We start from the raw sequence: 26,460 nt of genomic DNA, 5'->3' as shown, positions 1-26,460 counted from the left end.
TCCGCGTTCGGCCAGAAGCGGATATCCGCCGAGGCAAACGTGCCCGATCCTCATCGCGGCATTCGACTAATCAGATCCAGGGCGTACGCGATTCCATAGGCCCGAAGCAGTCCTGTATTCATCTCGACGTACGCGCCGGTTGGCTCGCCATCGCTTCCGATGACTGGCTCAGGGTGCGTCTTGAAACCCGAAATAACCGCAGCGATTCGAACACCTTGAGGCGAACTCGGCGATAGGAAGACCACAGGTCCTCCTGAAAAGCCCTCATTCGACAGCGTGTCCACGAACAGAACCTGCGGATCACCGACGCCAAGACTTGAGGCGGTGCCTCGCTTGATCAGGGGGCATGGATTCCCGCCGAGTTGCTGCCCGACGTCTTCGTGCATTTTGTGGGGGAACCCCAAGATATATACGTCCTGACCCAAGATCAGCCCTGCAACAGTGGGCGTTACAGGCAAGTCGGGCGGCGTCAACTTCTGATACAGGCGCAGAACGGCAATGTCCGCCTCACTCCTACAGAAGACGATGGCGTTCGGCTTATACGGCACCCACCGGTTGTTTTGGAATAGCTGAATCTCATGATTGTCCGCGGCCTGGTCGAACAGGTGCTTCGCTGTGACGAGGTATTCGGCGCCTTCGACATCAATGGTGAAGGCCGTTCCGTACTTACCCGCCTTTATGAAGAAGACTCGGTGGAGAATGTTCGCCTGGATGGGAAACATAGATCAGACCAATTTGAAAATCGTTTTCAGCGCCGAAGCGATGAGCTCCGGATCGACTATTTCATGTCCGCTTTGGCTCCAGGCTGTGTGAAAACTCTCTGAGTCGATAGACTTGTCCCACCGCGCCGACGAGAGTTGCCGATGGGACGTTTTGTTGAAGGTGAAGATCGCTCGCAGAGCACCTTGCTTCCCGAGCGCCTCGACGACTACGTGACGGAAGACAACCCCGTGAGGGTGGTGGACGTCTTCGTCGACAACCTCGATCTGACCGCGCTGGGGTTTGAGCGAGCGATTGCACAGGCCACTGGTCGTCCGGGCTATCACCCGGCCACGCTGTTGAAGATCTACATCTACGGCTACCTCAATCGCGTGCAGTCGAGCCGGCGTCTGGAGCGCGAGGCGCAGCGGAACATTGAGCTGATGTGGTTGACCGGTCGACTGTCGCCGGACTTCAAGACGATCGCCGATTTCCGCAGGGACAATGGTGCGGCGATCCGCCGGGTCTGCCGCGAGTTCGTGGTGTTGTGTAGGCGGCTGGATCTGTTTTCGCAGGCGCTGGTAGCCATTGATGGCAGCAAGTTCAAGGCGGTCAACAATCGCGACCGGAACTACACCCGCGCCAAGGTGCAGCGCCGGATCGAGCAGATCGAAGAGAGCGTGGCGCGATATCTGTCGGAACTGGACAGCGCGGATCGCCAGGGTGCAGCCCCGGTCGCCGAAGCGCACACGACGCGACTTCACGAAAAGGTCGAGAAGTTGCAGTCGGAGATGCAGCGCATGCAGGCGTTAGCCAAAGAAGTCGAGGCCGCCCCTGACCAGCAGATCTCGCTGACCGACCCGGATGCACGATCCATGGCGACCAGCGGCAAGGGTACCGGCACCGTCGGCTACAACGTACAGACGGCGGTCGATGCGCAGCACCACCTGATCGTCGACCATCAGGTCACCAACATCGGTAACGATCGCAGCCAACTGGCGGCCATGGCAAAGCGTGCGCGCACCGCAATGCAGGCCGAACACATTGAGGTTGTCGCTGATCGTGGTTACTTCAGCGGGGAAGAAATCGTGGCGTGCGAGGAAGTCGGCATCACCGCCTACGTCCCTCGTCCGCAGACCTCCAACAACCAGGCCAAGGGCCTGTTCGGCAAGCGGGACTTCGTCTATCTGCCCGAGACCGACTCTTACCGTTGCCCGGCCGGACAGTCGCTGATCTGGCGTTTCAGCACGGTCGAAAAGGGATTGACGCTGCATTGCTACTGGAGCTCTGCGTGCAAGGCCTGCCCGCTCAAGACGCAGTGCACCTCTTCGCCGCAACGACGCGTCAAACGCTGGGAGCATGAAGCCGTAATCGACGCGATGCAGCAGCGTCTGGATCAGGATCCAGACAAGATGCGCATCCGACGGCAGACGGTCGAACACCCCTTCGGCACCCTGAAGGCCTGGATGGGGTCGACGCACTTCCTGATGCGTACGCTCAACCACGTCAGCACAGAGATGAGCCTGCACGTGCTCGCCTACAACCTCAAACGCGTGATGAAAATCTTGGGCATCGCACCGCTGATGCAGACGATGTGCGCCTGAAGGCGCTTTGCACCCGAAATACCTCCGCCAAGGGGCGCGATGGCGATCTTCGGTCTCGATCAGTTGCTCCGAAATTCAAGAGGCGAAGTCTTCGCGGCGGCGTCTGTAGGTGATTGCAAGCGGCCAGCAAACCGCTCGGCGCAGCCATTACGCCATCATTTGCAGCGCGCACGCGTTTTCACACAGCCTGGACCGATAGCGGACTCTACAGAACTGTCACATCTTATGGTTGCGCATCCACCCGCAACACCAGCTTCCCCCGATGGCTCCCATCGAACAACCGGTTGAGCACGACGGGCGCGTTCTCCAGCCCATCCGCCACCGTCTCCTCCGCCTTCAACTTCCCCTCGCGAATCCACCCGCCAAGCGCCTGCACCGCCTCGCGTGTCTTGGCGTAGTCGAGCACCAGAAACCCGCGCATGCTCAGGCGCTTCATCACGAGCACGCCGAAGTCGTCGCTGGGGCGTTCGGTGCTGTTGTAGCTGGAGATCAGGCCGCATAGCGCGACGCGGCCGCCGATGACCATGCGCGAAAGCACCGCGCGCATGACTTCGCCGCCGACGTTCTCGAAGTTGACGTGGACGCCGTCGGGGGTGGCGGCCTTGAGTTGCTGCTTGAAGTCGGCGGCCTTGTAGTCGACGGCGGCGTCGAAGCCGAGTTGGTCGGTGAGGTAGCGGCATTTGTCGGTGCCGCCGGCGATGCCGACGACGCGGGCGCCCATGATCTTGCCGATCTGGCCGGCGATGGAACCGACCGAGCCGGCGGCGGCGGAGACCACCAGGGTTTCGCCGGGTTGCACCGGGGCGATCTCGGTGAGGCCGTAGTAGGCGGTGACGCCGCTCATGCCGCAGGCGCCGAGCAGGGTGGGCAGCGGGATGCCGGGGTCGGCGGGCAGGCGCACGTAGCCCTTGGCGCTTTCGTGCAGCACCAGATAGTCCTGCCAGCCGGTGACGCCCTGCACCAGGTCGCCCTCGCGGTACTGCGCCGAGCGCGACTGCACCACGCGGCCCAGGCCGAGCGCGCGCATCACTTCGCCGATCGCCACCGGCGGCAGGTACTGCGGGATGTCGCGCATCCATACGCGGTTGGTCGGGTCCATCGAGATGTACAGCACGCGCACCAGCACCTCACCGTCCTTCAGCGCGGGCACGGGCTGTTCGACCAGGTCGAAATCCTCGCGCCGGACCAGGCCTTCGGGGCGGCTCTTGAGGCGCAGCTGACGATTGAGCTGGGTCATGCGGTTCACCGTGATGGGAAAGCGCGTTCCACTATACGGCGCCGTCGTCGTGGGCACGTAACCCCGTTGTGTCGCCGGCTGCGTTGAATCGGTGATGGGAGCTGCAACCGGGCCGGCGCCGCTTGTGCCTGTCGTGTTCCACTTACACTGTGCCGGCCGCACGGCACATCAGGGAGAAACGCATGCTTGCTCGAATGCTCGGACTGCTGGGTCTGTGGTGGCTGCTGGCGGCGTCGTTGCCGGCGCAGGAAGTGCCGCCGCCGCTGCGCGATTGGCAGGGTTGGGTGCTGCACGACGTGCCGCAGCACGACTGCCCGTTCCTCGCCACCCAGGCACCGCACGCCGGCAGCCATCAATGCGCGTGGCCCGGTCGGTTGGCCCTCGATGCCGGCAAGGACGGCGGCCGCTTCAGCCTGGACGTACGCGTGGATGCGTCGAGCTTTGTGGCGCTGCCCGGCGACGCGCGCAACTGGCCGCAGCAGGTCAGCGCGAACAACCAGCCGGCCGCCGTGCTGGAGCGCGACGGTGTACCGATGCTGTGGCTTGCACCGGGCGATTACCAGTTGCGCGGCAGCCTGCCGTGGACAGCGCGTCCGGCGCGCTTGCGCATGCCGATGACCATCGGGCTGGTGGCGTTGAGCGTCGATGGTGCGGCGGTGACGCGCCTCGAGCGCAATGGCGATCAGCTCACCCTGGGCCAGGCCGCCGTCGCGCAGCGCGCCGCCGATGCGCTGTCGTTGCGCGTCTATCGCCGCCTCGCCGACGGCCTGCCGGCCACGCTGGAAACGCAGCTGCAGTTCAACGTCACCGGCAGTGCGCGCGAGCAGTCACTCGGCCCGGTGCTGCCGGAGGGTTTCGTGGCCACCGCCCTGTCCGGCGACCTGCCGGCGCGACTGGAAAATGATGGCCAACTGCGTGTGCAGCTGCGACCGGGCCAGTGGACGGTCACGCTTGCCGCGCGTGGTGTCGCGCCGCTGGGCAAGGTGGCGTTGACGCTGCCGGCGGCGCCATGGCCGCGACAGGAAACCTGGAGCTACGACGATGCTCCCGCCCTGCGCAACACCCGCGTGGAAGGCAGCCCCACCGACGCGGCGCAGGCCGGCGTGCCGGGCGAGTGGAGCGAGCTGCCGGCCTTCGTGCTGGACGACAGCGTGGGGCTGGCGATCGAGCAGGGCACGCGCGGCGACGAGGGCGGCAAGGGCGACCAATTGCACCTGCAACGCCAGCTGTGGCTGGACTTCGACGGCGGCGGCCTCAGCGTGGCCGATCGCCTCAGCGGCGAGCTGCGTCATCACCAGCGCCTCGACGTGGCGGCACCGTGGCAGCTGCAGCGGGCCAGCCAGGACGGCGAGCCGTTGCTGGTCAGCAAGGGCAAGAGCGGCCGCAGCGGTGTCGAACTGCGCGAGCAGCGGCTCGACCTGGATGCTGGATTGCGCCTGCCCACGCATCGTGGCGCGATACCGAGCGCCGGCTGGCAGCTGCCGCTGGAAAGCATCGACGCCACCTTGCATCTGCCGCATGGCTACCGCCTGCTTGGCGCGATCGGCGTGGATCGCTCGCCCGATTCGTGGGTTGGCCAGTGGAGCCTGCTTGACCTGTTCGTGGTGGCCTTGATTGCACTGCTCGCCGGTCGGCTGCTCGGCTGGCCGTGGGCGCTGCTGGCGGCCGGCTATCTGGCGCTGGCGCAGCATGAGCACACGGCACCGCTATGGACGCTGGCCGTGACGCTGGCGCTGGCGCTGCTGCTGCGCGCCTTGCCGGAAGGGCGGCTGCGCGCGGCGGCGCGCGCCGGTGCGGTGGCGGTCTTCGCGCTGGCGGTGCTGTGGACGCTGCCGTTCGCCGCGGCGCAGTTGCAGTACGCGTTGCATCCGCAACTGGAAGGCGGTAGCCAGGGCCGGATCGTCTCGGCGGGTTACGCCAGGCAGGCTGCACGGGAAGAGGCCTATGCGAATGCGCAAATGAAGATGAGGCAGCAGGTGGCGCTGGGGCCCGCGCCACCGGCGTCGCCTGCGCCAGTGGAAGAAGTGTCATCGAGTGTGGCTGCTTCATCGTTGCCAGCAATAGACGCGGCATCCGTCAGGAGTCGCAATGACCTCGCCGCGGAGTCTCTTGCGAGTTATCCCGTGGCGCGGGGATCGAAATCAAAAATGAGCGACCAGATCGACAGTCGCAGCGTGATCCAGGCCGGCGCCGGCATGCCGAGCTGGAACCAGGGCAACGACTACCGGCTCGGCTGGTCCGGCCCGGTCACCGCGGGGCAGAGCACGCGGCTGGTGATCGCGCCGGCATGGCTGGTGCGGCTGCTGCGGGTAGTCATGGTGGGGCTGCTGGCACTGCTGCTGGCGACGCTGGTGCCGCTGCTGCTGACGCCGCTGCGCGGCCGCTGGCGCGACTGGCGCGGCGGCGGTGCGGTGAGCGCAGTCTTGCTGGCGATTACGCTGCTGCCGGCGGGCGCGCACGCGCAGAGCCTGCCCAGCCAGGATTTGCTGAACCAGCTGCGCGACCGGCTGACCGAGGCACCGAAGTGCGCGCCAGCCTGCGCCGCCGTGGCACAGGCGCAACTGCTGGCCAGCGGCGACACGCTGGATGTCGCATTGGAGGCGCATATCGGCGCCGCGGTCGCGCTGCCGCTGCCGCAGGGCGATGACGCCCTGCAACTGCTCGAGGTCGGCGTGGACGGCCATGCGAATGCTCCGCTGAGCCGCCGCGGCGACCAGCTGCTGCTGCGGCTGGAGCGTGGCGTGCATCGGGTCAGCCTGCGCTACCGCATCGGTGCGACCGACAACGCCAGCCTGCGCTTCGTGCTGCGCCCGCAGCGCATCGCGTTCAGCGGCCAGGGCTGGTCGCTGACTGGCGTCGACGACGGCCGCCCGCTGGGCGACAGCATCGCCCTGCAGCGCATGCGCACGGCCGGCGACGGCAGGGACTTGCCGCCAGCGCAGAGTTTTCCGCCGTACGTGCGGCTGACTCGCAGCCTGCAACTTGGCGTGGACTGGACCGTCGAGAATACGGTCGAGCGCATCGCGCCGCAGGACGGCGGTTTCAGCGTCACGCTGCCGCTGCTGCCGGGCGAGCATCCACTCGGCGACGACGTGCTGGTGAAGGATGGCCGCATCAGCATCACCTTCAACGCGAACAGCGGCGCGGTGCGTTGGAGCAGCCGCCTCGACCATGCGACGACGCTGACGCTTACGGCGCCGGCGCTGGGCGAGCGCGCCGAGGTGTGGGCCATCCACGCCGCGCCGATGTGGCACGTGGACGCGAAGGGCGTGCCGACCAGCGCCAGCGACGAGGGGCTGCTGTACCAGCCGCTGCCCGGCGAAAAGCTGCAGCTGGCCTTCAGCGAGCCGGTCGCGATCGCCGGCGACAGCCTGGCGTTCGATGGCGTGCAGGTAACCAGCCGTGCCGGTGAACGTGCCACCGAGACCACGCTGAGCCTGCGCGCGCGCAGCACGCGTGGCGGCGAGCATGCGATTGGCCTGCCGGCCGGTGCCGAGTTGCTGGATGCGAATCGCGACGGCGAGTCGATCAACCTGGCCGTGCGCGACGGCAAGTTGAGCCTGCCGCTGCTGCCGGGCGAACACGGCTATACGCTGCGCCTGCGCGAGCCGCATGGCGTCGCCACGCGCACGCGCACGCCAGTGTTCGCGCTGCACGCGCCGGTGGCGAACGTCGACCTCGCGCTGCAGCTGCCGCAAGATCGCTGGGTATTGTGGACGTGGGGCCCGACCACCGGTCCGGCGGTGCTGTACTGGTCGCAACTGGTCGTGCTGCTGTTTGCCGCGTGGTTGCTGGCGCGTTACGCGCCGACGCCGCTGCGCTTCCGGCACTGGCTGCTGCTGGGGCTTGGGTTCTCCGCGTTCGCCTGGAGCGCCTACGCGCTGGTGGTGGTCTGGCTGATCCTGCTGGGCCTGCGCGCACGCAGCACGCCGTCGGAACAACTCGGCAGCACGAAGTTCAACCTGATCCAGCTGGGCCTCGCGCTGCTCACCCTGCTGGCGCTGGTGGTGCTGATCGGCGCGGTGCCGAAGGGCCTGCTCGGCCTGCCGGACATGCACGTGGCCGGCAACGCGTCCAATGCGTGGAACCTGCGCTGGTTCGCCGACCAGAGCGCCAATGCGTTGCCCGGCGGCGGCGTGTTCAGCGTCTCGCTGTGGGTCTACAAGCTGGCCATGCTGGCGTGGGCGCTGTGGCTGGCCTGGTCGCTGATCGACTGGCTGCGCTGGGCCTTCGACGCGTGGACGCGCGGCGGCTACTGGCGCAAGCCCGCGCCGAAGCCGGGCGTGACGCCGCCGCAGCTGCCGCCATCGGCGACGGAGCCGCCGCATGCCTGATGTCCGCAGCATGCTGGCCGCCGCTGTCGATCGGCTCGGCGAGCGCGCCGACGCCGAGCTGCTGCTGCTGCACGTACTGCAGCAGCCGCGCAGCTGGCTGTTCACCCACGCCGACGACGTGCCGGGTATGGACGTCCAGACGGCTTATGCCGCCTTGGTCGAACGCCGCGCCGCGGGCGAGCCGGTGGCCTATATCACCGGTCGGCGCGGCTTCTGGTCGCTGGATCTGGAAGTGAGCCCGGCCACGCTGATCCCGCGCCCGGAAACCGAATTGCTGGTGGAACTCGCGCTGCAGCGCCTGCCGCTCGTCGCTGCGTGCAGCGTGGCCGACCTCGGCACCGGCAGCGGCGCGATCGCACTGGCAATCGCGCGCGAGCGGCCACGTGCGCGGGTGGTCGCCACCGACGCCAGCGCCGCCGCCCTCGCCGTCGCCCAGCGCAATGCGCAACGCCTGGACCTCCGCAACGTGGCCTTCGTGCACGGCGACTGGCTGGCGCCGCTCGCCGGCCAGCACTTCGACCTGATCGTCTCCAACCCCCCATACATCGAGTCCGCCGACCCGCACCTCGCGCAAGGCGACCTGCGCTTCGAGCCGCCCGCGGCACTCGCCTCCGGCCCCGACGGCCTCGACGCCATCCGCCGCATCGTGCGCGACGCCCGTGCCCACCTGCATCCCGACGCCTGGCTGCTGTTCGAGCACGGTTGGAACCAAGGCGAAGCGGCCCGCGCGCTGCTCACCGAAGCCGGCTATGCGGAGGTGTTCACGGCGCGGGATCTGGAGTTGCGCGATCGGGTGAGTGGCGGGCGGCTGGGTTAGCTATTTATACGGGCTCCAATCGAATGGCGCTTCGAGTTTCGGGAATGATATGCCAGCCTTTTCGTCGTCACTGATGAATCCTTCGCTTGCCGGATTGTGGGGCGTTTTCGGTGAGTTCCAGTAGCGAAGCGATGGTAGTTCGAGTTTGATGCGCTGCTTGGTGGTTGGTGAAAGCTCCCTCCCCATATGCGCCACCTGCTGGACTTTGCTCCAGCCATCCGATATTTCCACTATGTAGTTCCCGTCCTCCATGGCGATTTTTGCGGCTCGAAGAATTTGTTCCCATTTGAGATCGTCAGTCAGTTCCATAGTTGCCCAGTTCCGCTTGGTAGTGAAAGACGTTCAGATACCGCCAGCGACGTAGTTGCCGGTCGTGGATCAACTGGTCGGCTGCGCCGCACGCTGGGCAAGCCAACCGGCCGTATTCTCGATCTGGAACACGATGCATCCATGGCCGGGTGAAAAGTTGACGTTGGCCACGCGCCACGGCGCGGGCAATCCAAGAGCTTGGGTGAGGGGCATTTCCATCGTGATGGCGTGCCTGTTTTCGGGCCGTTATCGCAAGTCGAACGGCAGATCAACCGCGCGATTCACGAGAGAGTCTTCATGCCCTCCGAATTCTTGATTGTATTATTGACTGATTTCTTCGAGTCAGTGCGTTTCAATGATGTAGACGCCGGGCCCTTTCCATACAATTGTTCGATATGCTTCCGTGATTATGTTCTGTTCACGGTAATAGCCTAGTAATTCGGCAGGACTCCAGCCGGGGCCTCCCGAAAAGAGTGCATCTAAAGAAATCAATTGGAGCGTCAGTTGTCTTCGTTCTGAATCATCTTTGACAGACCTATCCATTTGCTCATCTCGGGCGGTGAACCCCAGTGCCACTAATGCCTGTTTTGCCAAAGCCTTCGTGCAAATTACTTTTATCGAGTTACCAGCAAGCGCTAGCACGACCACTTCATTTTCTGGCATCTTGTTCATCAGGGGCGCACCTTTACATTTAGAATGGTTTTAATCGTTGCAGTGTCGGTAGTTGGGATCGACCGTACGACCAATTCGGGGCCGCCTCCGGGAAGGTGATTGCCCGGCCCTAGAAAGTATGCATTACCCTCCAATGGGCTCAATGGTGTCATATCCATGAGTCCCGTTACCCGTCTTATCTTGAATCCGTCTTGTAGAGAGCCTGGCTCAAGCCCCAGTTCGCCTTCCATCTTCATGGCTTGCACACGTGTGAGTGTGATATCCGACCTGCCGTCCATATCGCCTAGAATATCAGTGAGAGCCTTGCGATCTGAAACAAACGTGCCGTTACGGCCAATGGTTGGGTACTGGTCCCACGAAGTGGGGCTGACGTTGTAGCCAACATTGTCGACTAGCATCTGTTGTTGTCGAAGTCGTGCTGCGGCAATACGTTCGCCTCGTGAAGGGATTTTCTCTGTGCCGGAAATCTTTTGTGCCGTTGTTTCAGTCGGAATTCTGCGCGGCCTGGTTGTTGGCACTTCCTGACCATATTCGTTGCCTGCTTTAGCTTGCGTTTTCGTTTTTAGAGGTTGAAAGCGTTCCCTGGCCTTCAGTTTCCCCTCATTCCTCACCATCCACTCCGCAAACCTCGGCCCGACCTTGCTGCCGCGCACGCTCTCGGCGAGTTCGCGCATGCTGCCGCGGCCTTTGGCGAGGTAGGCGACGATGCCCATCAGCAGCAGGACGAACACGGCGACGTGGGCGCGGGCGATCTTTTCGGCGGCGTGGTGGAGGGCGAGCTGGTCGATGCGGATCGGCTGCTGCGGCAGCGGCGGTGCGGTGGCGGCCTGCCAGGCCTGATGAATGCCCGCCCAGTAGTCACGGGCGATCCCGGGCATGTCGTTGACGACGTACTCGGCCAGCGCCTTCAGGCCCATGGCGATCAGTATCCACTCGCCGACCTGGGCGCCAGCGCCGGCGCCGACGACGACACCGGGCACCGCGCCGGCCCCGACGCCACCGATACCCCCGGCAATGCCGCCGAGCAGGGCGCCGCCGCCGGTGGCGGTGAGCATGACGACGAGGCACTGGCGCAGCACTTCGACGATGTCGTTCACGACACCTTGAAGGTCCAGTTCGCGGAAGTCGCGAAGGATCCAGTAGACCGCCAGCCCCTCGGAAAGCCTGATCGCCTGCTGCACGCTGTCGGCGCGCGCCGATATCAGCTTGGCCTTGCCACGGATGCCGATGGTGTGCCGGTCGGCCCAGCGTTCCAGTTGCTGCCACGAGTCGAGCATCCCGCCCATCGACACTCCCTGTGTGCACGATTCATGTGCCTGGGTCGCAAGGTAGCCCGGCGACCCCGGCCAATATTCCGTACCTGTTCACAGAAATGCTGTCAGCCGCTGGCGTGTATTACTCCGCGCTCTTGCCGCCTGCGCGTAGGCAAAATCTGTCGACGAGTACACACGGCCTGCACCTGCATGGGAGGGCGCACGATGTTCCCGCTGCCCGGACCCTGTGGATCTGCGGTGGATCCGGGTGGCGGCTATCGGAATGGCCGGCTCAGGCGTTGGCCTGGCTCAGCAGTCCCGCCTGCGGGAAGCGCGCGCGGATGGCATTGCGGATGCCGGGCAGGTCGAGGCCGGCCATGCTCAGCACTTCCTCGCGGCTGCCGTGCTCGAGGTAGGTGTCCGGCAGGCCCAGGTGCAGGATCGGCAGCACGATGCCGTGCGCGGCCAGGCACTCGGCCACGGCGGAGCCGGCACCGCCGGCAACCGCGTTGTCTTCCAGGGTGACGAAGCCGTCGTGGGTCTTCGCCAGTTCCACGATCAGCGCCTCGTCCAGCGGTTTCACGAAGCGCATGTTGACCAGGGTGGCGTCGAACTCGGCGGCGATCGCCGCGGCGGGCGCCAGCATCGCGCCGAAGCTGAGCAGGGCCAGGCCATGGCCGCGCCGGCGCAGCTCGGCCTTGCCGATCGGCAGGGTGTCGAGTTCGTGGTGGATGGCCACGCCGGGGCCGGTGCCGCGCGGGTAGCGGATGGCGGCCGGACCGGGATGGCGGAAGCCGGTGGAGAGCATCATGCGGCATTCGTTCTCGTCGGCCGGCGCCATGATGAGCATGTTCGGCAGGCAGCGCAGGTAGGTCAGGTCGAAGCTGCCCGAATGGGTGGCGCCGTCCGGACCGACCACGCCGGCGCGGTCGATGGCGAAGGTGACGTCGAGGTTCTGCAGCGCCACGTCGTGGATGGCCTGGTCGTAGGCGCGCTGCAGGAAGGTGGAGTAGATCGCCACCACCGGCTTGGCGCCTTCGCAGGCCATGCCGGCGGCCAGCGTCACCGCGTGCTGCTCGGCGATCGCCACGTCGAAGTAGCGCTCGGGGTATTCCCTGGAGAAACGCACCAGACCGGAACCTTCGCGCATCGCCGGGGTGATTCCCAGCAGGCGCTCGTCGGCGGCGGCCTGGTCGCACAGCCAGTCGCCGAAGACGTCGGTGTAGGTGGGCTTGGCCGGCGCGGCCTTCTTGATCACGCCGGCCTCGGGGTCGAACGGGCCGACCGCGTGGTACTCGATCTGTGCCTGCTCGGCCGGGGCGTAGCCCTTGCCCTTGGTGGTGATCACGTGCAGCAGCTGCGGGCCGGGCAGGTTCTTCACCGTGCGCAGCGCCTGCAGCAGCTGCGGGATGTTGTGGCCGTCGATCGGGCCGGTGTAATGGAAGCCCAGCTCCTCGAACAGCGTCGAGGGCACGAACATGCCCTTGGCGTGTTCCTCCCAGCGCTTGAACCAGCGGCCGGCGAAGGACTGCTTGGGGATCGCCCGCTTGGCCCGCTCGCGCAGCTGGTTGAGGCGGCGGCTGGCCATCGCGCGCGCCATCATCTTGGTCATCGCGCCGACGTTCTCGCTGATCGACATGCCGTTGTCGTTGAACACCACCAGCATGTCCGGCTCGACGTCGCCGCCGTGGTTGAGCGCCTCGAACGCCATGCCCGCGGTCATCGCGCCGTCGCCGATCACCGCGACCACCTTGCGGTGGTCGCCCTTGTGCTGGGCGGCGATCGCCATGCCCAGCGCGGCCGAGATCGAGGTGGACGAGTGGCCGACGCCGAAGGTGTCGTACTCGCTCTCCTCGCGGCGCGGGAACGGCGCCAGGCCGTCTTTTTTCTTGATCGTGGTGATGCGGTCGCGGCGGCCGGTGAGGATCTTGTGCGGGTAGCACTGGTGGCCGACGTCCCACACCAGGCGGTCGTGCGGGGTGTCGAATTCGTGGTGCAGCGCCACGGTCAGTTCCACCACGCCTAGGCCCGCACCGAAGTGGCCGCCGGAACTGGCCACTGCCTCGATCAGGTATTGGCGCAGCTCGTCGGCGACGGCGGGCAGTTCGTCATCGGGTACGCGGCGCAGGTCGGCCGGCGTCTCGATCGACGCCAGGTGGGGGTAGTGGGAAAGGTCGTTCATCCGCGTATTGTTGGTCCAGCGGCGGGGCGGGGCAAGGGCGGCCATGTGAACGGACGGGGGCGGAGCCGCTGCAGGGGGTCTCCACATGGCGCACACGTTCGCGCGAAGACGCTGGGCAAGATTCTCCCGATACAGGAAATTCGTCATGTCCGCGCGCAGACTGTTCCGCCGCTTTGCCGAAGGCACCTCGCGTCAGGCCGGCAAGCCGATGGCGTTCATCCTGGCTGTCGCCCTGGTGGTGGCTTGGGCGGCCACGGGGCCGCTGTTCGGCTATGGCGACACCTGGCAACTGGTGATCAACACCTCCACCACGATCATCACCTTCCTGATGGTGTTCCTGATCCAGAGCAGCCAGAACCGCGATACCGCGGCGCTGCAGATCAAGCTGGACGAACTGATCCGCACCAGCCAGGCGCACAACGCGCTGCTGAACCTGGAGGAACTGGACGAGGACGACCTGGACCGCATCCGCAAGCATTACTGCAAGCTGGCGCACCAGGCCTACGGCAGCCTGTCCACGATCGAGCAGGAGCTCAGGGACATGCACGACGACGAGGGCAAGGGCGACTCGGCCGGCTGAATTTGGGAATCTTGAACAGGCTTTCAGGCGGCCACGGGCGTGGGCATCGACATCGAGCGCCGGTCGCGCGGCAGCCGGCTGACCAGGAACTCCATCTGGTCGGCCAGGATGTTGCGATTGGACAGGATCAGGTGCTCCACCCAACTCGGCCGGTACGGCACCGCCAGCAGCGGCATGTTGGCTTCCTGCGGGGTGCGGTTGCTCTTCTTCAGGTTGCAGGCGAGGCAGGCGCTGACCACGTTCTCCCACTCGTCCGTGCCGTGCTTGGAGATCGGCAGCACGTGGTCGCGGGTCAGCTCGGCGCGGGTGAAGTGCTCGCCGCAGTACAGGCACAGGTGGCGGTCGCGGGCGAACAGCGCGGTGTTGGTCAGCGCCGGCGCCGGATCGACCGCGTGCTCGCGGCAGCGGCCGGTGCTGGCGATGATCGGGTGCAGCTGCAGCAGGCTCTGCGCGCCGAGCAGGCGGTTGTGGCCGCCATGCACGGTGAGGCAGGGGTCGCCCAGGGTCCAGGCGACAGCGTCGCGGACGTACAGGCAAACCGCCTCCTGCCAGCTGATCCAGTCGAGGATGCGGCCGGCGGCGTCCAGTGACAATACGCGGGTCGCGTGGAGGTCGGCCCGACTTGGCACTTCCATCAGCATGTAAATCGTCCTTCAGCCAGGGGCGTCGAAAGAGCGTTCAGGCAATGCGGGAATGCTTGTCTGGGGCCAGCATAGAACAATTCCGTTGCAATTCGCATGCAAATGGGGCAGCAGCACCCTGCGCGCGGCAGTCGCCGTGGCGGACGGGCGCTGATATGATCGCCAGTCAACGCAGACCCGACGCCGGGTTTGGTAGGGGCGCTTGGTGGTGACCCGGCACGGCGAGGGCAGAGGTAGACAACGTGGCTGAAGTTCTTTTCTACGAGCAACCGGTACCGCTCAATCGTGTCGAGCACAAAGACCTGCACATGAAGGTCGTGCCGAACGTGAAGTTCGCCATGAACGCGCATTCCGTGCCGCTGACCGGCGTGGAGTTCGGCGTCGCCGCACGCGACCTGCTGATCGTGTTTGCCGGCAGCAGCGTCGCTGACGCCGGCCCGGTGGCCCTGCTGGGGTTGCGCCAGAACGAAAACCTGTATGTCGACGCCGACGGCCAGTGGGCGCCGGATACCTACATTCCCGCCTTCGTGCGCCGCTACCCGTTCGTGCTGGCCGAAAAGCCGGCCGGGCAGGAAGGCGACGACTTCACCGTGTTCCTCGACGAGCGCTACGAAGGTTTCAGCAAGACCGAAGGCCAGCGGCTGTTCAAGGAAGACGGTACCGACAGCGAGCTGCTGACCAACGCCGTGGGTTTCCTTGGCGAGTTCCAGCAGAACGTGGCGCGCACCAAGTGGTTCATGGAGCAGCTGAACAAGCACAACCTGCTGGAGCCGCGCAACGTGCAGCTGCAGAAAGAAGGCAAGGACGGCCAGCAGGGCAAGTCGATCAACCTCAACGGCCTGTTCGTTATCAACGAGGCCAAGCTGCGCGAGCTGGACGAGAAGACCGCCCAGGAATTCCTGCGCGAAGGCGTGTTCGGCTGGATCTATGCGCACCTGCTGTCGCTGAGCAACATCGACCGCCTGGCCCGCCGGCTGGACCTGCGCGAGCAGGCCGAGGCCGCTGCCGGCGTGACGAACTGACTGCACTGCCATCCGTCGACGACGAGAAAGCCGCCTTCGGGCGGCTTTTTCGTCGTCGGTCTCAGCGCACCGGCTTGGCCAGCCGCAACAGGTCGGGCTGGTAGCCGGAGGCTTCGTACAACGCGCGGGCACGCTCGTTGCCGGGAAACACCGCCAGCGTCACCAGCTGGCACTGGTGGTCGCGCGCCCACGCCTCGGCATGCGCCAGCAGCGCCTTGCCGACGCCGCGGTCCTCGTGCTGCGGCGCCACCGCGATGTCGGAGATGTGGCAGTTGCTGCGCCCGGTGAAGAAGTCCGCGGTGCGCTGCAGGTGGATGAAGCCGGCCCGTTCGCCGTCCGCGTTCTCGGCCACGAACAGGTAGCTGTTCGCCGGCTGGTCCTCCAGGTGGCGTCGCAAGTCGTTGCGGATGCCCTCGATGCATTCGTGGCGCCGTCGCCACGGCGGCAACGTGAAATCCACGAAGCGCGGCACCTGCGCGAGGATGAATTCGTCGTCTTCTTCTTCGGCCAGGCGGATCAGCAGGGACAGGTCGGTCATGGGGAGCGAGTGGCGGCAGGAGTAACGCTGCCGTTTCTACACCTTGCATGGTGGCGACGGTAGTCCCTGCCGGCCCGTGTATATTTTGCGCAACGGAACCGCTGCCGGACGCTCCATCGGCCCCGTCCTGCCAAACGGCATCCACGCAGGGAAACCGCCCATGTCGACTACCCGCCGCATCCACATCCGGCCCGCCGGGGACCCCGTGCTGGCGCAGGGCATGCGCGACATCCGCGACGACCTGAAACTGCCGTCGGCGTTTCCGCCGGAAGTCGAGGCCGCCGCGGCGCAGGCGGCCGCCAACCCGCGCTGGCCGGTGCTGGATCGCAGCGATCTCGCCCTGGTCACCATCGACCCGGCCGGCTCGATGGATCTCGACCAGGCGCTGCACGTCGAGCGCACCGCCGGCGGTTACCGCGTGCACTACGCGATTGCCGACGTCGCCGCCTTCGTCGGCGCCGGCGACCCGGTCGACCTGGAAGCGCACCGGCGCGGCGAGACGCTGTACGGTGCGGACACGAAGATCCCGCTGCACCCGACGGTGCTGTCCGAAGGCGCGGTCTCGCTGTTGCCGGACCAGTTGCGGCCGGCGCTGCTGTGGACGATCGAACTGGACCGTGCCGGCGAAAGTACGGCCGTCGACGTGCGGCGGGCCAAGGTGAAGAGCCGCGCCCGGCTCGACTACGCCGGCGTGCAGCAGCGCATCGACGCGGGCGCGGCCGAGCCGATGTGGGCGATCCTGCGCGAGATCGGCGAATTGCGCCGACAGCGCGAGTTCGCCCGCGGCGGCGTCAGCCTGCCGTTGCCGGAGCAGGAGATCAGCGTGGTCGATGGCCGCTGGAAGCTGGCGTTTCGCGCGCGATTGCCGGTCGAGGACTGGAACGAGCAGATCTCGCTGCTGGTCGGGATGGCTGCGGCGGGCCTGATGGTGCAGGCCAGGGTGGGCCTGCTGCGCACGCTGCCGCCGCCCGATCCGCGCGCGATCGATCGCCTGCGCGTCACTGCGCGGGTGCTCGGCATCGGTTGGCCGCCAGGACTGGACTATCCCGGCTTCATCCGTTCGCTGGACCCGTCGAACGACCTCCATGTGGCGATGCTGACCGCCTGCACCACGGTGTTGCGCGGGGCCGGCTACGCCGCATTCGACGGCGCGCTGCCCGCGCAGTCGATGCACTCGGCGCTGGCTGCGCAATACGCCCATGCCACCGCGCCGCTGCGCCGGCTGGTCGATCGCTACGCCGGCGAAATCTGCGTGGCGCTGTGCGCTGGCCAGCCAGTGCCCGAGTGGGCGCTGGCCGCGTTGCCGGGCCTGCCGGCCACGATGCAGGCTTCCGGCCATCGCGCGGGCCAGTACGAAAGCGCCGTGCTGAACCTGGCCGAAGCCGTTGCGCTGGCGCCGCGCGTGGGCGAGGTCTTCAACGGCGCGATCGTCGAGGTCGCCCGTGACGATCCGGGCAGGGGTACGGTCATCGTGCGCGACCCGGCGGTCGAGGCGGGCGTATCCGGCAGCACGAATCTCCCGCTCGGTGCCGACGTCAGGGTGCGCCTGGTCGAGGCCGACCCGGTGCGGCGCGCGACGCGTTTCGAACTGGCGCAGTGACGGGGCGATGGCATCGGCGCGACGGCTGCCATCGCCGCAGCGCCCGGCCACAGGACGAGGCGCCGATGGGAGCATGCCGATGAAGAACGGAACCTGCATCTGGATCGCGCGCGGCATTGCCGTCATCGGGCTGCTCGGCCTCAACGCCTGCGCGATGGTCGGGGTGAGCCGCGTCGACACCAGCGACTACGTCAACCAGCGGCGCGCCGACGTGATCGGCAGCAACCGGCTGAGCGACCGCACCGTGCAGTCGCTCAACGTGGTGGCGCTGGCGGTCGACAGCTGCCAGCGCGAATTCGTCGCCTGCACCGGCACCGTCGCCCGCTCGGCGGGGTTGACCGACGAGCAGCGGCTCTCGGCACTGGCCGAACTGTGGCTGGGCCGGGCGCTCAGGGCGGCGCGGTCGCAGCGTGGCGCGGCGATGGACGATGCGACGCTGGACGCCTACCTGCAATCCGCGCGCTACGCCTATGCCTATTTGTTTTACACCGCGCGTTCACCGGCCGAGCGCGCGTTCGAAGTCCGCCAGGTGCAGGTGACGGGGTTCTACAACCTGGCCGTGCAGCGGGTGATGAGCCGCCTGTTCCTGGAGCTGCCGCGGCTGGATCCGCACTGGACGCAGGCCAGCCTGGCCGGCTGGACCGTGCTGCGCCCGCACAGCGACGTGCGCCTGGCCGGCGATGCCCGCGTGCCGGCGGAGCTGATTCCGGCCGCCAACCTGCGCTTCAACGGCCTGCGCAACGTCTATCGGCGCGACGGCTTCGGGTCCGACTTCGTGGCGGTGGCGCCGGAAGAAAAAGCCGATGCCGCGGTGCCATGGCGCGAACCCGACTACGTCTCGATGACCGGCGCGCTGGTGTTCGACGGCAGCACGCTGGACGACGTGCTGGCGACGCGGCAGGTACGCCTGCTGGTGCGCCCCCCGTACCGCGACGACACCGTCACCGTGGGTGGCCAGGTGGTGCCGCTGGGTGCGAACTTCACTGCTGCCTACGGCGTGTGGCTGGCCCGTTCGGGTTTCGCCAGCCAGTCCATCCGCTCGCTGCTGGGCCGCGAAGGCGGCATCCGCACGCCGCGCGTGCTGCTGATGCAGCCGTACGATCCCGACCGGCTCACCGTGGTGATGTTGCATGGCCTGGCCAGCAGCCCGGAAGCGTGGATCAACGTGGCGAACGAAGTGATGGGCGACGAGGAACTGCGCCGCCACTACCAGGTGTGGGAGGTCTACTACCCGACCAACCTGCCGGTCGCGGTGAACCTGGCGAACATCCGCAAGGCGCTGGACGCCACGCTGAAACACTACGACCCGTCCGGCCAGGCGCGTGCCTCGCGGAACATGGTGCTGATCGGCCACAGCATGGGCGGTGTGATCGCGCGTCTGCTGGTGTCGTCCAGCGGCGAGCGGCTGTGGAGCGTGCTGCCGGTGCGCGCGAACCTGCCGGCGGCGAAGCGCCAGCGTTTGCGCCAACGGCTGGCGCCGTACCTGCAGTTCAGCCCGATGCCGCAGGTGACCCGCGCGGTGTTCCTGGCTGCGCCGCATCGCGGCACGCCGTACGCGCAGCACCGCATCGCGCGCTGGCTCGGCAATCTGATCCGCTTGCCGGTCGGCGTGCTGAAGGAAATGGCCGGCATTGCCGAGCTGATCAAGAGCGACGCCGACGAAGGCGGCAACGCCCCGTTGCTGCGCATCCCCAACAGCATCGACAACCTCAGCGACACCGACCCGTTCATCATCGCCGCCGCCGACCTGCCGATCTCGCCGCGCGTGCACTACCACACCATCGTCGGCGTCTACAAAGAGAAGGGCTCGCTGCAGGACAGCAGCGACGGCGTGGTGCCGTACGCGAGCGCGCACCTGGACGGCGCCGACTCCGAGCTGGCCATCCCGTCGTGGCACAGCGTGCAGGAAACCCCGGCGGCGATCCTGGAATTGCGCCGCATCCTGCGGCTGCACTTGGCGTCGCTGCGGCAGGCGCCGTAGCGCGGAGTCGCACCGCGGCCGACGCCTGGTGCAGGTCGGTGTCCGGTTTGGCAAGACTGTTGCTTGGTTCAGGGCATGAACGACCTTGCCTACGACATCAGCTACCTGCTCGAGAACGAACCGGCCCGGACGGAGCCGCCGCCGTCGCGCGTGGTCAGGATGGTGCCGCCGCCGGCGCCCGACGTGGCCGCGCTGCAGGCCGCCCTGGCGCAGGAGCTGCTGCAGGCGGCCGAAGCGCACGAGGAATGGATCAGGCAGTTCCTTAGCGCGCAGGGCGGCGTGCAGTGCACTCCGCCCGGCGCCTTGTCGTTGTAGAGCAGAACCTGACCCGGGTGGACACATTCGGCGGCAGAGCGACCTGACGGGAAGCCCGGGACTGGCCCGGGCTTTTGCTTGACGCAGGATCCCGCGGCGACTCAGTCGACCGTGGGCAGGCTGTCCACGCCGGCCTCGATCGCCGCCTTGTGCGCCAGCGTGCGCGGCAGGATGCGGGCGAAGTAGAACGCGGCGGTGTCGCGCTTGGCCTGCCTGAACGCGGCGGACTGGTTGCCGGCCTCGGCGGCCGCCACGCTGCGCGCCCAGAAGTAGGCGAGGGTGACGTAGCCGGAGTAGTACAGGTAGTCGGTCGCCGCGGCGCCGAGTTCTTCCGGGTTGGCCTGCACGCGCTGGGCCAGGCTCACGGTGAGCTCGCTCCATTCCTTCGTGACGACGGCCAGCGGACCAATCAGGTGGCGCAGCGAGGCGTCGGCACTGTGCTGCTGGCAGAACGCGCTGATCTCCTGCAGGAAATGTTTCGCGCCCACGCCCTGCAGCTGGAGGATCTTGCGGCCGAGCAGGTCGGCGGCCTGGATCCCGGTGGTGCCTTCGTACAGGGTGATGATGCGGGCGTCGCGCACGAACTGCTCCATGCCGTTCTCGGCGATGTAGCCGTGGCCGCCGTAGATCTGCAGCGCTTCCTTGGTGCACTCCTGCGCCAGTTCGGTGGTCATGCCCTTGGCGATCGGGATCAGGAACGCGACCAGCTCGCCGGCCTTCTGCCGGGCGGCTGCGTCCATCGCGCGATGTTCGATGTCGGTCTGCAGCGCGGTGTACAGCACCAGCGCGCGCGAACCTTCGACGAACGCGCGCTGGGTCAGCAGCATGCGGCGCACGTCCGGCTGCACCAGCAGGTTGTCGGCCGGCTTGTCCGGGAATTTCGGGCCGGACAGCGCACGCGATTGCAGCCGCTCGCGCGCGTAGTTGAGGCTGTTCTGCAACGCGCGCTCGGCCAGCGCCAGGCCCTGCACGCCAACCGACAGGCGCGCCGCATTCATCATGGTGAACATCGCCATCAGGCCCTTGTGCGGCTTGCCGATCAGGTAGCCCTCGGCGCCGTCGAAGTTCATCACGCAGGTGGAGCAGGCGTGGATGCCCATCTTGTGCTCGATCGCGCCGGCGGCCACCGTGTTGCGCGCGCCCAGCGAGCCGTCCGCGTTGACCTTGAACTTGGGCACGATGAACATCGAGATGCCGCGGCTGCCTTCCGGGGCGTCGGGCAGGCGCGCCAGCACCAGGTGCACGATGTTCTTGGCCAGGTCGTGCTCGCCGGCGCTGATGAAGATCTTGGTGCCGGTGAGCTTGTACACCGGATGGCCGTCCGCATCCGCCGTGCCCGGTTCGGCGCGGGTCTTCAGCAGGCCGAGGTCGGAGCCGGCCTGCGGCTCGGTCAGGCACATGGTGCCGGTCCAGCGGCCGGCGACGATCGGCTTCATGAAGCGCTCGCGCTGCCATTCCTCGCCGTGCTGCTCCAGCGCGTGGGTGGCGCCTTCGGACAGCAGCGGGTACAGGCTCCAGGCCAGGTTGCCGGACTGGAAGATCTCGGTGGTGGCGATGCCGAGCACGCCGGGCAGCGCCTGGCCGCCGTAGGTTTCGGGGTTGGTCAGGCCGGTCCAGCCGCCTTCGGCGAAGGCCTTGAACGCCTCCTTGAAACCCTTCGGCGTGGTCACCGTCCGGGTGGCCTTGTCGTAGTGGCAGCCTTCCGCGTCGGCGGGCGCGTTGGTCGGCGCCAGCAACTGTTCGCTGAGGCGGCCGGCTTCCTCCAGTACCGCGTCGAGCAGGTCGCGGCTGTGTCCTTCGCCGCCTTGCAGCGAGGTCAGGGTCTGCTCGGCGCCGAGGACGTCGAACAGGGCGAAGCGCAGGTCGTCGAGGGGAGCCTTGTAAGCGGTCATGGTGATTCCTTCGGTGGAAAGCGGGGATGTCTAGCGATACGTGTCGGGGATGCCCGGCACCGGCGAGATCCAGTCGTTGCCGTTGAAGTCGAACGAGCGCGGCCTGGCTTCCTGCTCGGGCTTGGCGCTGGCGCTGCCGCTGACGCGATAGGCCAGCGCGCCGGCGCTGCCCTTGGCGGCGATCGCCTGCAGGGCCTGGGTCATCGCCGCGGTGGGCAGCACGTTGAGCTGGATCACGTCGCCGGCAAGCTCGGGAATGTCGAGGTCGAAGCTGGCGTGCAGCCGCACCGGCACCAGCTCGGCCACCTGCAACTGGCCGTCCAGCGACTTGAAGTCCATCCCGGCATAGCTGTTGTTCTGGATGCGTACGGTCAGCTGCCACTGCCCGTCCGGCAGCACCACCAGTTGCTGGATGCTCAGGGTCGGCGGGTACACGCTCTTCTTCGCCGGACCACAGGCGGCCAGGCCCAGCAGCAGGACGGGGACGATCCAGCGCAACAGACGCATCGCGGTTTCTCCAAACGATCGTTTGAATACCGATTCTAACCGCGATCGAGGGGGTTGGTGCCAGTCGTGGCGAAGGGGCGCCGACAGCACGGGGGAAACCATCATGGAGTTCGACCGTGCCGACGTGATCGCGCAGGGCGCCCGGCGAAGGTTTCGCGGCCATCCGCAAACGGGCATCATCCCCGCTTCCACTTTCATCCGCAGGGCTCCACCGCATGTCACGACGCTTTGTTGCACGCCGCTCGCCGATCCACGGCAACGGCGTGTTCGCCACTGCCCCGATCGCCAAAGGCGAGGAAATCATCGAATACAAGGGCAAGCTGCTGACCCATGCGCAGGCCGATGATCTGTACGGCGACGGCGGCGAGACCGGGCACACCTTCCTGTTCACGCTGAACGACGACTACATCATCGACGCCAACCAGGGCGGCAACAGCGCGCGCTGGATCAACCACAGCTGTGCGCCGAACTGCCGCGCGGTGGTCGAGGAGAGCGCCAGCGGCGACCCGCGCCGTGACCGCGTGCTGATCGAGGCGATCCGCGCCATCAAGCCGGGCGAGGAACTCACCTACGACTACGGCATCGTGCTCGACGTGCCGCACACCGCGCGGCTGAAGAAGCTGTGGAAGTGCCTGTGCGGCTCGCCGAAGTGCAGCGGCACGCTGCTCAAGCCGAAGCGGTAGTCAGCGGTCAAAATTCGCTTCTATACTCGCCAACGTTGCCCGACATGGGGGAGGGCAGCACAGGACGGCAACAGGGGGAAGGAAGCGATGGAGACCAATCCATATGCCGCGCCGGCGGCCGTGGTCGACGATGTGGCCGCGTGGGATGCGTACGATCTGGAAAACCGCAAGGCCGGGCGTGGCAAGCGCCTCGGTGCGGCGCTGCTGGATGGCCTGCTCAACCTGATCTGGGCCGCTCCGTTTTTCTGGGGTGCCACCATGGTGGGCGACGTCAACAAGGGGCTCAAGCCGGCCGCGCCGATGATCGGCGTGATGCTGCTGGGCTTCGCGCTGTTGGTGGCGATCTTCGTGGTCAACTGCGTGCTGCTGCACCGGCACGGACAGACCATCGGCAAGCGCGCGCTGGACATTGCCATCGTGCGCACCGACGGCAGCCGCATGGGCCTGCTGCGCTACATCTTCATCCGGGTGCTGCCGGTGAGCCTGCTTGGCGCGATTCCGTACCTGGGCTGGCTGGTTTCGCTGGTCGATCCGCTGCTGATCTTCGGCAAGGATCGCCGTTGCCTGCATGACCTGATCGCCGACACCATCGTCGTCGACGCCTGATGCTCGACACCGTGCGCGAGATCGAGACGCCCGAAGGCGTCTCGCTGTGCCTGCGTGCGGCCGGTGCGTTGCCGCGTGCGCAGGCGTGGATGATCGACCTGTTCCTGCGCCTGGGCCTGCTGTTCGTGGCGATGATTCCGCTGGGGCTGCTCGGCAAGGGTGGCAACGGGCTGGCCATGCTGCTGATGTTCGCGCTGCTGTGGGCGTACTCGGTGGCGTGCGAGGTGTGGATGGGCGGGCAGACCCTGGGCAAGCGCGCGCTGGGGCTGCGCGTGGTCATGGCGGACGGCACGCCGGTGACCTGGCTGCCGTCGGTGGTGCGCAACCTGCTGCGCGTGGTGGACGCGCTGCCCGGCGTGTACGGCGTGGGCCTGGCCAGCACGCTGATCGACCCGCACGCGCGCCGGCTCGGCGACATCGTGGCGGGCACCATGGTGGTCCACGCGCAGGAGCTGCCGCCCGGCCAGCAGGTGCCGGCGCTGGCCGCGCAGCCGCTGCCGCTGGTGCTGGCGGCCGACGAGCAGGCGGCGCTGGTGGAGTTCGCCGAGCGCGCCGGCCAGCTCACCGTGCAGCGGCAGGAGGAACTGGCCAACCTGCTCGCGCCGCTGACCGGGCAGCGCGACACCGCGGCGATACGGCAGTTGGTCGCATATGCCAACTGGCTGCTGGGGCGGGCATGAAGCAGGAACGCTTCGTGGCATTGCACAGCCGTGAGTGGGACAGCCTGCAGTCGTGGCTGAACGCGCTGGAACGCCAGCCGAAGCCCACCCTGCGGCAGGAGCAGGCGCTGGATTTCCCGTCGTCGTACCGGCGCCTGTGCCAGCACCTGGCGCTGGCGCGCGGGCGCGGCTACAGCCACGAAGTCACCGAACGGCTGCAGCGCCTGGTGCAGCAGGGGCACCGCGTGCTGTACCGGCCGCCGGCGCCGCGCTGGCATCGGGTGGCGGCGTTCCTGGTGGCGGGTTTCCCGCGTCTGGTGCGCGCGCAGTGGCGCTGCATGGTGCTGGCGGCGGCGCTGTTCTACCTGCCGGCGCTGTGCCTGCTGGGGCTGCTGCAACTGCGCCCGGAACTGGCCCACACGCTGTTCAGCAGCGCCCAGCTGGCGCAGTTCGAGAGGATGTACGACCCGGCCAACGCGCAGCTTGGTCGCAGCAGCGGCACTGACCTGCAGATGTTCGGCTACTACGTGATGAACAACGTCGGCATCGCGTTCCGCACCTTCGCCTCCGGCCTGCTGTTCGGCGTCGGCGCGGTCTACGTGCTGGGCGCCAACGGGGTGCTGATCGGCGGCGTCGCCGGGCATCTCACCGCGATCGGCTACGGCGGGTCGTTCTGGCGCTTCGTGGTGGGCCATTCGGCATTCGAGCTGACCGCCCTGGTGATCGCCGGTGGCGCCGGCCTGCAGCTCGGTCTGACCCTGCTGGCGCCGGGACGGCAGCGGCGCGGCCCGGCGCTGGTCGCCGCCGGCTGGGTCGGCGCGCAGCTGGCGCTGGGTGCGTTCGCGATGCTGCTGGTGGCGGCCCTCATCGAAGCGTACTGGTCGTCGATCGCGGCGTTGCCGGACGTGCTGAAGTTCGGCAGCGGCGCGCTGCTGTGGCTGCTGGTACTGGGCTGGCTGTGGCGCGGCGGCAGGGCGGGTACGCATGGAGCTTGAGCGGATCGGCGTGGTGCTGCGGCCGCGCACGCCGCGCGAGGCGCTGGACCTGGGCGCGGCGATGCTGCGCGCGAACGCGCGTGCGGTGTGGTCGGCGTGGTTCGCCTTCACGCTGCCGGTGTTCGTGCTGTGCAATGCGCTGGGCGTGGCGCTGGGGCTGCCGTGGCTGGGCTGGGTGCTGGTGTGGTGGCTGAAGCCGCTGTTCGACCGCCTGCCGCTGTACGTGCTGTCGCGCGCAGTGTTCGACCGCGCACCGGGCTGGCGCGAGACCCTGCGCGGCCAGCGCCGGTGGCGCTGGCGCAGTACGCTGGCCGGGCTGAGCTGGCTGCGCATCGACAGCAACCGTGCGCTGCGCCTGCCGCTGGACCTGCTCGAAGGGGCGCCGCGCCGGCAACGTGCCGCGCGCTGGAAGGTGTTGCGCCGGCGCCTTGCCGGCGAAACCAGTCTGCTCACCTACGGTTGCCTGCAGTTCGAGCTGGTGCTGTTCCTGAGCTTCTGGCTGTTCGCCCTGCTGCTGGTCCCGCACGAGTGGCGGCCCGAATCGCTGGCCGGTTTCTTCCGCGACGACGTGCACGTCGCCGCCACGCCATGGATCCTCGCCGGCGCCAGCGTGGCCTACCTGGCGATGAGCGCGATCGAGCCGCTGTACGTGGCCTGCGGTTTCGCGCTGTACCTGAATCGCCGCACCCAGCTGGAGGCGTGGGACATCGACCTGGCGTTCCGCCGCCTGCGCGCACGGCTGCAGGGGCTGGGTCGGGTGCTCGGCGTGCTGCTGCTGTGCGCCGGCGCGTTGCCGTTGGCGGCGCATGCGCAGGCGGCAGCGGCAACGACGTCGAAACCGGTGGCGATCACCCCGGCCGAGGTATTCGGGCAACCGGCAGACGGTGCCGACGCGAGCTTCGCCCAGGCTGCGGCGCAGGCCTACCGCGACCCGCGCTTCGGCGGCGAGCGCAGCGAGCGGCGCTGGCGGCTCAAGTACACGCTGCCGTCGGGCCAGGTCGGCTCGTCGGTGTCGTTCCCGCTGTTTGCCCGCGTGGTGGCGCTGCTGTTCAAGGGCCTGCTGTGGCTGCTGCTGGCCGCGGCCGTGGCGGCGCTGGGCTGGTTCGCCTGGCGCTGGCGCGGGCGCTGGTCGGGCGAGGCGGACGAGCCGGCGCCGGCGTGGCCGTCGGGCACGCCGGCGCGCATCGCGCAGGAGGCGCCGCTGCCGGCCGATCTCGCCGGCGCGGCGCGCGCGCTGTGGCAGGCGCAGCAGCGGCGCGAGGCGTTGGCGCTGCTCTACCGCGGCTGCGTGGAACAGACCGCGCGCCAGCTGCAGCTGCCGCCGGCGGCCGAGG

Annotated in this window: 23 protein-coding genes; 13 read left to right on the top strand and 10 right to left on the bottom strand. The window is 67.5% G+C overall.

All coding sequences use genetic code 11. The features are described from left to right. Positions 1-50: 50 nt before the first annotated feature. Positions 51-722 carry a serine protease gene (locus tag R5H19_RS13640; RefSeq protein ID WP_318159573.1) on the bottom strand — a complete coding sequence of 224 codons (672 nt, stop codon included), beginning with the start codon at positions 720-722 and terminating at the stop codon, positions 51-53. 141 nt (positions 723-863) lie between these two features. On the opposite strand from R5H19_RS13640, the gene R5H19_RS13635 reads away from it, so the two are divergent. Beyond that, positions 864-2,303: an IS1182 family transposase gene (locus R5H19_RS13635; protein ID WP_318157052.1), complete on the top strand. Its 1,440-nt coding sequence runs from the start codon at positions 864-866 to the stop codon at positions 2,301-2,303. Between the two features lie 223 nt (positions 2,304-2,526). Here the strand turns inward: R5H19_RS13635 and R5H19_RS13630 are convergent, their stop codons facing one another. Further along, entirely contained in the window at positions 2,527-3,540 is a 1,014-nt protein-coding gene (locus R5H19_RS13630; RefSeq protein ID WP_318159572.1) for an NADP-dependent oxidoreductase, read from the bottom strand. Between the two features lie 182 nt (positions 3,541-3,722). Between R5H19_RS13630 and R5H19_RS13625 the strand changes: the two genes are divergently transcribed. Both R5H19_RS13625 and prmC read left to right on the top strand, forming a co-directional pair. Beyond that, positions 3,723-7,874, top strand: coding sequence for a hypothetical protein (locus R5H19_RS13625; protein WP_318159571.1), 4,152 nt, complete (start codon positions 3,723-3,725; stop codon positions 7,872-7,874). Next, entirely contained in the window at positions 7,867-8,691 is an 825-nt protein-coding gene (gene prmC / locus R5H19_RS13620) for a peptide chain release factor N(5)-glutamine methyltransferase (protein ID WP_318159570.1), read from the top strand. Before R5H19_RS13625 ends, prmC begins: the two co-directional genes overlap by 8 nt. Here prmC and R5H19_RS13615 read toward each other — a convergent pair whose 3' ends face one another. From R5H19_RS13615 to dxs, 4 genes are all read right to left on the bottom strand, one after another. Continuing rightward, positions 8,692-9,000, bottom strand: a complete 309-nt coding sequence (locus tag R5H19_RS13615; protein WP_318159569.1) for a hypothetical protein — start codon at positions 8,998-9,000, stop codon at positions 8,692-8,694. Between the two features lie 342 nt (positions 9,001-9,342). Continuing rightward, the gene (locus tag R5H19_RS13610) at positions 9,343-9,672 is read right to left on the bottom strand and encodes a hypothetical protein (RefSeq protein ID WP_318159568.1); all 330 of its coding nucleotides are present in this window, start codon (positions 9,670-9,672) and stop codon (positions 9,343-9,345) included. After that, positions 9,672-10,958: a DUF6861 domain-containing protein gene (locus tag R5H19_RS13605; protein WP_318159567.1), complete on the bottom strand. Its 1,287-nt coding sequence runs from the start codon at positions 10,956-10,958 to the stop codon at positions 9,672-9,674. The genes R5H19_RS13610 and R5H19_RS13605 overlap by 1 nt, the downstream gene beginning before the upstream one ends. Positions 10,959-11,217: 259 nt before the next feature. Continuing rightward, positions 11,218-13,107, bottom strand: a complete 1,890-nt coding sequence (dxs, locus tag R5H19_RS13600; protein ID WP_318159566.1) for a 1-deoxy-D-xylulose-5-phosphate synthase — start codon at positions 13,105-13,107, stop codon at positions 11,218-11,220. Between the two features lie 145 nt (positions 13,108-13,252). On the opposite strand from dxs, the gene R5H19_RS13595 reads away from it, so the two are divergent. After that, positions 13,253-13,687, top strand: a complete 435-nt coding sequence (locus tag R5H19_RS13595) for a low affinity iron permease family protein (RefSeq protein ID WP_318159565.1) — start codon at positions 13,253-13,255, stop codon at positions 13,685-13,687. A gap of 23 nt (positions 13,688-13,710) precedes the next feature. Here R5H19_RS13595 and R5H19_RS13590 read toward each other — a convergent pair whose 3' ends face one another. Beyond that, positions 13,711-14,328, bottom strand: coding sequence for an HNH endonuclease (locus R5H19_RS13590; protein ID WP_318159564.1), 618 nt, complete (start codon positions 14,326-14,328; stop codon positions 13,711-13,713). 242 nt (positions 14,329-14,570) lie between these two features. Between R5H19_RS13590 and R5H19_RS13585 the strand changes: the two genes are divergently transcribed. Beyond that, entirely contained in the window at positions 14,571-15,350 is a 780-nt protein-coding gene (locus tag R5H19_RS13585) for a SapC family protein (RefSeq protein WP_318159563.1), read from the top strand. A gap of 61 nt (positions 15,351-15,411) precedes the next feature. Here the strand turns inward: R5H19_RS13585 and R5H19_RS13580 are convergent, their stop codons facing one another. Next, complete coding sequence (locus R5H19_RS13580; protein ID WP_318159562.1) at positions 15,412-15,888, bottom strand: GNAT family N-acetyltransferase; 477 nt, start codon at positions 15,886-15,888, stop codon at positions 15,412-15,414. Positions 15,889-16,048: 160 nt separating this feature from the next. Here R5H19_RS13580 and R5H19_RS13575 point away from each other — a divergent pair, with 160 nt between their 5' ends. From R5H19_RS13575 to R5H19_RS13565, 3 genes are all read left to right on the top strand, one after another. Beyond that, positions 16,049-17,488 carry an RNB domain-containing ribonuclease gene (locus R5H19_RS13575; protein ID WP_318159561.1) on the top strand — a complete coding sequence of 480 codons (1,440 nt, stop codon included), beginning with the start codon at positions 16,049-16,051 and terminating at the stop codon, positions 17,486-17,488. Between the two features lie 79 nt (positions 17,489-17,567). Continuing rightward, a complete protein-coding gene (locus R5H19_RS13570; RefSeq protein ID WP_318159560.1) occupies positions 17,568-19,469 on the top strand; it encodes an alpha/beta fold hydrolase in 1,902 nt (633 codons plus the stop codon). Positions 19,470-19,544: 75 nt separating this feature from the next. Next, positions 19,545-19,784 (top strand): hypothetical protein, encoded by a 240-nt coding sequence (locus R5H19_RS13565; protein WP_318159559.1) that lies wholly within the window; start codon positions 19,545-19,547, stop codon positions 19,782-19,784. Positions 19,785-19,885: 101 nt separating this feature from the next. Here the strand turns inward: R5H19_RS13565 and R5H19_RS13560 are convergent, their stop codons facing one another. Together R5H19_RS13560 and R5H19_RS13555 are read right to left on the bottom strand one after the other, a co-directional pair. Further along, positions 19,886-21,676, bottom strand: a complete 1,791-nt coding sequence (locus R5H19_RS13560) for an acyl-CoA dehydrogenase C-terminal domain-containing protein (protein WP_318159558.1) — start codon at positions 21,674-21,676, stop codon at positions 19,886-19,888. A 30-nt stretch (positions 21,677-21,706) separates the two neighbouring features. After that, a complete protein-coding gene (locus tag R5H19_RS13555; RefSeq protein WP_318159557.1) occupies positions 21,707-22,183 on the bottom strand; it encodes a hypothetical protein in 477 nt (158 codons plus the stop codon). 215 nt (positions 22,184-22,398) lie between these two features. On the opposite strand from R5H19_RS13555, the gene R5H19_RS13550 reads away from it, so the two are divergent. The 5 genes from R5H19_RS13550 to R5H19_RS13530 all read left to right on the top strand — a co-directional run. Next, the gene (locus tag R5H19_RS13550) at positions 22,399-22,866 is read left to right on the top strand and encodes an SET domain-containing protein-lysine N-methyltransferase (RefSeq protein WP_318159556.1); all 468 of its coding nucleotides are present in this window, start codon (positions 22,399-22,401) and stop codon (positions 22,864-22,866) included. Between the two features lie 87 nt (positions 22,867-22,953). Then, entirely contained in the window at positions 22,954-23,472 is a 519-nt protein-coding gene (locus R5H19_RS13545; RefSeq protein WP_318159555.1) for an RDD family protein, read from the top strand. After that, on the top strand, positions 23,472-24,152 hold the full coding sequence (locus R5H19_RS13540; protein ID WP_318159554.1) for an RDD family protein: 681 nt from the start codon (positions 23,472-23,474) through the stop codon (positions 24,150-24,152). The genes R5H19_RS13545 and R5H19_RS13540 overlap by 1 nt, the downstream gene beginning before the upstream one ends. Beyond that, a complete protein-coding gene (locus tag R5H19_RS13535) occupies positions 24,149-25,126 on the top strand; it encodes a stage II sporulation protein M (protein ID WP_318159553.1) in 978 nt (325 codons plus the stop codon). The genes R5H19_RS13540 and R5H19_RS13535 overlap by 4 nt, the downstream gene beginning before the upstream one ends. Continuing rightward, on the top strand, positions 25,116-26,460 hold a 1,345-nt coding region (locus R5H19_RS13530), incomplete at its 3' end, for a DUF4129 domain-containing protein (RefSeq protein WP_318159552.1). The genes R5H19_RS13535 and R5H19_RS13530, both read left to right, overlap by 11 nt.

Origin of the sequence: Rhodanobacter sp. KK11 (genome assembly GCF_033345435.1) — a bacterium.
Taxonomy (GTDB): Bacteria; Pseudomonadota; Gammaproteobacteria; order Xanthomonadales; family Rhodanobacteraceae; genus Rhodanobacter.
Note: the sequence above shows the minus strand (reverse complement) of the source record. Positions and strands in the feature narration are given on the sequence as shown.

Excerpts from the sequence above, each read along its gene's own strand:
- R5H19_RS13540 (WP_318159554.1), top strand. The coding sequence starts at position 23,472 with ATGCTCGACACCGTGCGCGAGATCGAGACGCCCGAAGGCGTCTCGCTG.
- R5H19_RS13580 (WP_318159562.1), bottom strand. The coding sequence starts at position 15,888 with ATGACCGACCTGTCCCTGCTGATCCGCCTGGCCGAAGAAGAAGACGAC.
- R5H19_RS13555 (WP_318159557.1), bottom strand. The coding sequence starts at position 22,183 with ATGCGTCTGTTGCGCTGGATCGTCCCCGTCCTGCTGCTGGGCCTGGCC.
- R5H19_RS13575 (WP_318159561.1), top strand. The coding sequence starts at position 16,049 with ATGTCGACTACCCGCCGCATCCACATCCGGCCCGCCGGGGACCCCGTG.
- R5H19_RS13635 (WP_318157052.1), top strand. The coding sequence starts at position 864 with ATGGGACGTTTTGTTGAAGGTGAAGATCGCTCGCAGAGCACCTTGCTT.
- R5H19_RS13595 (WP_318159565.1), top strand. The coding sequence starts at position 13,253 with ATGTCCGCGCGCAGACTGTTCCGCCGCTTTGCCGAAGGCACCTCGCGT.
- dxs (WP_318159566.1), bottom strand. The coding sequence starts at position 13,107 with ATGAACGACCTTTCCCACTACCCCCACCTGGCGTCGATCGAGACGCCG.
- R5H19_RS13615 (WP_318159569.1), bottom strand. The coding sequence starts at position 9,000 with ATGGAACTGACTGACGATCTCAAATGGGAACAAATTCTTCGAGCCGCA.
- R5H19_RS13535 (WP_318159553.1), top strand. The coding sequence starts at position 24,149 with ATGAAGCAGGAACGCTTCGTGGCATTGCACAGCCGTGAGTGGGACAGC.
- R5H19_RS13630 (WP_318159572.1), bottom strand. The coding sequence starts at position 3,540 with ATGACCCAGCTCAATCGTCAGCTGCGCCTCAAGAGCCGCCCCGAAGGC.
- R5H19_RS13570 (WP_318159560.1), top strand. The coding sequence starts at position 17,568 with ATGAAGAACGGAACCTGCATCTGGATCGCGCGCGGCATTGCCGTCATC.
- R5H19_RS13625 (WP_318159571.1), top strand. The coding sequence starts at position 3,723 with ATGCTTGCTCGAATGCTCGGACTGCTGGGTCTGTGGTGGCTGCTGGCG.
- R5H19_RS13565 (WP_318159559.1), top strand. The coding sequence starts at position 19,545 with ATGAACGACCTTGCCTACGACATCAGCTACCTGCTCGAGAACGAACCG.
- R5H19_RS13550 (WP_318159556.1), top strand. The coding sequence starts at position 22,399 with ATGTCACGACGCTTTGTTGCACGCCGCTCGCCGATCCACGGCAACGGC.
- R5H19_RS13560 (WP_318159558.1), bottom strand. The coding sequence starts at position 21,676 with ATGACCGCTTACAAGGCTCCCCTCGACGACCTGCGCTTCGCCCTGTTC.
- prmC (WP_318159570.1), top strand. The coding sequence starts at position 7,867 with ATGCCTGATGTCCGCAGCATGCTGGCCGCCGCTGTCGATCGGCTCGGC.
- R5H19_RS13610 (WP_318159568.1), bottom strand. The coding sequence starts at position 9,672 with ATGAACAAGATGCCAGAAAATGAAGTGGTCGTGCTAGCGCTTGCTGGT.
- R5H19_RS13545 (WP_318159555.1), top strand. The coding sequence starts at position 22,954 with ATGGAGACCAATCCATATGCCGCGCCGGCGGCCGTGGTCGACGATGTG.
- R5H19_RS13640 (WP_318159573.1), bottom strand. The coding sequence starts at position 722 with ATGTTTCCCATCCAGGCGAACATTCTCCACCGAGTCTTCTTCATAAAG.
- R5H19_RS13590 (WP_318159564.1), bottom strand. The coding sequence starts at position 14,328 with ATGCTGATGGAAGTGCCAAGTCGGGCCGACCTCCACGCGACCCGCGTA.
- R5H19_RS13605 (WP_318159567.1), bottom strand. The coding sequence starts at position 10,958 with ATGGGCGGGATGCTCGACTCGTGGCAGCAACTGGAACGCTGGGCCGAC.